The sequence below is a fragment of the Rhodococcus sp. (in: high G+C Gram-positive bacteria) genome (assembly GCF_049591685.1).
In the GTDB taxonomy this organism is placed as follows: Bacteria; Actinomycetota; Actinomycetes; order Mycobacteriales; family Mycobacteriaceae; genus Rhodococcoides.
The window spans coordinates 1-3,390 of the sequence record NZ_JBAWFH010000574.1 but is presented as its reverse complement, the minus strand read 5'-3'; the positions used below and the strand labels follow the sequence as shown (position 1 = coordinate 3,390).

Sequence of the window (3,390 nt, the reverse complement as noted above, 5' to 3'; positions counted from 1 at the left end):
GTCTGGGACCACGCGACTCCCGCGTTGCCAGACTTCGCACCGATTCGGCTTGTCGGAGATGCGTTGGTCATTCATCCGTGGGCTACTGCTGGCAAGGGTGGTGCGCGCGGCGGATTCTGGTACGAAGTGCAGGGCGTCGAGCCTCTCGACGGAACCGGTGGTGCTGCTCCGAAGAAGACGGGGGCGGCGGCGTGATAGCCCTTCAAGGACGACCCACGCGCAAGCTCGATCGAGTCGAGCGGTGATGCTCGCGTTCTGGGTGGCACTTGTAGTTGCCGTGGTGGTCTACGTCCACCTGAGTGCTGGAATCGACTCGACCGTCGATGACGCTGAACAGCGGGTTTGTGACCGGTTGCGACCAGAGCAGGAAGTGCTTCTGCAACCGCTGCTAGAAGCGTCTCGGTCGTCCGTCGAGTGGATCGATTTTTGGAATCGCGTGGGTCTGGTGCACGTCGATCCTCAGGATGGGGTGATCGATTGCCCCACTCCCTCAGACGCGTTCTCCACCCTCTCAGGCGGTGCGATCGCAGTCGTCAGCCTCGTACGGGGCCAGACGCACGATAGCTACGCCCGTAAGGCAAGTGAATTGGCAGTCATGCTTGCAGCTCCGCGAGGTGTTCGGATTATTGCGATCGACCCTGTCCACGTAGGTATCGAGATTCTCAGTCCCACTGACCCGTTGGGTGTTCACCGCGAGATCGCTACGCCGGATCGGATGGAAGACTTCATGTTGCCAATTGGGGTCACTGATACCGGACATGCGCTGTTCGACCTTCGCGAGCGTAGCGGCTGGTTGATTGCGGGTGCCCCAGGCTCCGGAAAGTCGGGCTCCCTACAAGCCATCATGGCAACACTCTGTGCATCGTCGTCAGTTGAGCTTGCTGTAGTCGACGGCAAAGGCGGTAGCGAATGGGACTGGCTGCGCAACAGGGCATTCAGATTCGATTCACAGGAGTCGAGTTTGGAAGACATCCGGTTGTCGATCGAGCACGTTCACTCGATCATGTTGCATCGGCTCCAAACTATTCGCGAGAGGGTGGGTAGATCCAACGTTTGGGGTGCGGGTTCGACACCAACAGAGGCTTTTCCGTTGGTCGTCACTTTCATCGACGAGTGCCAGTTCTTGTTCGACCAGAAGATGTCGATCGGAGCTGCAGAGAAGAAGTCCCGCGAAGTGATCATCGCAATGGTCACAGATCTCGTTCGGCGCGGTCGATCCGTCGGTCATCTGACGGTGCTTGTCACCCAAAAGCCAACTACCGACTCCATCCCCAGTGCAATCCGCGAAAACTGCGGTTTCCGAATGTGTTTCGCAGTGTCGACCGACGATGCAGGCGTGGCAGCTCTGGGTGATTCGATCAGGTCGTCGCAGACTGTGCCGTGGCAGCTGCGGCTACCAACCGATCGAGGGGTTTGCGTCACCGACCTCGGCGCGAACGGCTTCGCTCGGGTCCGATGCTCGTTCATGTCCGAGGAACATGCGAGTGCCTCGATTGGATCGAAGAAGGCTCGCGATCCACAGCTCATATCTACTTCGAACTAGGGAGATTCAGCGAATGCACCAAGGAGAGAACGTATTCCAGCCTGATCGCTGGCCCGTTACTATCCGCGTCGACGCAGCTCGTACAGCGGAGCAAGCTCGGTCGAAGGCACGCCGGACCGCACTCGCGTTGGCCGCAGTTGCGTTCTTCGCGGTACTGGTGCTGACAGCATGCGGCGGCCACAGTGACGCGAGCCGAAACGCGTCTACGCCGTTCGACGCAACTGCACCATCCGATATCGAAGCCCAGACAGGTGCTACAACGGCTCCACCTCGTCCGACGGGAACATTCTGGCAGCGCGGTTACTGCTGGTTCAACCAGGGTGATGGCCGCGGAATCCGTGACTTGGACGGCGGCCCTCTGGCTCTGATGCTGATCTACAACGGCGAGTACCCGACAACCGCTCAGTGCCCATCGGGTTAGTCGATGGGGAGCGAGGTTCGCGTCAAGATCAAATGCGACCGATGCGGGACACCACTGGGCTCGGTTCACCCACCAGCTCCACCAGTTCCAGTCATCTGCTCGAACTGTCGAAACGCCCACAAGAGAAGGAGTGCGAAATCAAAACACCCGCAGATTCGGTGTCGACCGGAGGACCCCGCCCCAACGGTGACTGGACCGACAACCCGTTGTTGACTGCGCAGGAAGTTAGCCACATCACGTCGATACCGGTCAGCACGCTGCATGACCTTGCAGTGCGGAGAGAGGCGTACCCGTCTCTTCCCAGCGACGGCCCGGTTCACGTCAGGCTCGGCCCGAGACGGAGGCGTTGGTTGCTGTCGGACGTGTCCGACTTCTTGAACTCGCGCCGTGTGACGGGTTAGCGCGTGTCCATCACGAAGAAGCAGACGACCAAGGGCACAAGGTGGGTTGTCGAGTGGAGGTTGCCAGGCCGAGTGAAGCGACGTCGAACGTTCCAGACTGAGCGTGAGGCGCGGCTGTTTCAGGCTGAGCAGCTCACCGCTCACAGCAAGGGCGTCTACTTTGACCCTCGACGCGGAAACTCCATCACACTGGCCCACGCGTACACCTCGTGGCTTGCGACGCGGCAGGACCTGACTCCGAAGGTGCGACGCGGCTATGAGGACTGTTGGCGGCTTTCGGTGTCGACGTTCGCCAGTTGGCCGGTCAGCAAGTTGGACCGAGGCAGCATTCAAGACTTCGTGAACGCCATGACCGACGTCGGCCCTCGCACTCAGCGGTGGCGACACAGCGTCCTCAAGATGGTTCTCGATCACGCAGTCAGCGAGGGATGGATCGCCAAGAACCCCGCAGCAAAGACGATCTTCCCGCCACTAGTAGACCAGCAGCATGTGTACCTCACCCCCACCGAAGTAGACGCTCTAGCAGGGCTCTGTGGAACTCAGGGCGATGTCGTGACGATCTTGGCCTACACAGGTATGCGCTTCGGCGAGCTGATGGGCCTCAACGTTGAGGACGTCGATCTTGACGCTCGGAGGATTCGAGTCCGGCGATCGATCACTCAGGTGGGAGGCAAGCTGGTTGTCGGTGCTCCCAAATCCAAAGCAGGCAAGAGGTCGATTCCGATCCCCCGCAAACTCGATCCGATCTTGGAGACACGAATCGGTGGGCGTCCGCGAACACAACCGGCGATAGCGTCGCCGAAGGGCTTTCGACTGGGTAGAGAAAACTGGGTCCGATCCGTGTCGTGGCGGGCTCGAACCGTCGAAATTGGTCGACCAACACTCCGAATCCACGATCTACGTCATACCTACGCCAGCCTCGCTCGTTCGGCTGGGGCCGATCTACGACTGCTGCAGAAGACGATGGGCCACGCGTCGATCACAGTGACGGCACATACGTATGCAGATCTGTATGACGGCGAACT

The 3,390-nt window shown here is 59.9% G+C and carries 4 protein-coding genes; all 4 read left to right on the top strand.

The features are described 5' to 3' along the window. Positions 1-195, top strand: a 195-nt coding sequence (locus tag WBQ44_RS23710) for a hypothetical protein (protein ID WP_495569100.1), incomplete at its 5' end; no start/stop codon positions are given. A 49-nt stretch (positions 196-244) separates the two neighbouring features. Then, positions 245-1,543 carry an FtsK/SpoIIIE domain-containing protein gene (locus WBQ44_RS23705; protein WP_495569101.1) on the top strand — a complete coding sequence of 433 codons (1,299 nt, stop codon included), beginning with the start codon at positions 245-247 and terminating at the stop codon, positions 1,541-1,543. A 13-nt stretch (positions 1,544-1,556) separates the two neighbouring features. Continuing rightward, on the top strand, positions 1,557-1,964 hold the full coding sequence (locus WBQ44_RS23700; protein WP_495569099.1) for a hypothetical protein: 408 nt from the start codon (positions 1,557-1,559) through the stop codon (positions 1,962-1,964). 404 nt (positions 1,965-2,368) lie between these two features. Beyond that, the coding region (locus tag WBQ44_RS23695) for a tyrosine-type recombinase/integrase (RefSeq protein WP_495569098.1) at positions 2,369-3,390 on the top strand (1,022 nt) is incomplete at its 3' end.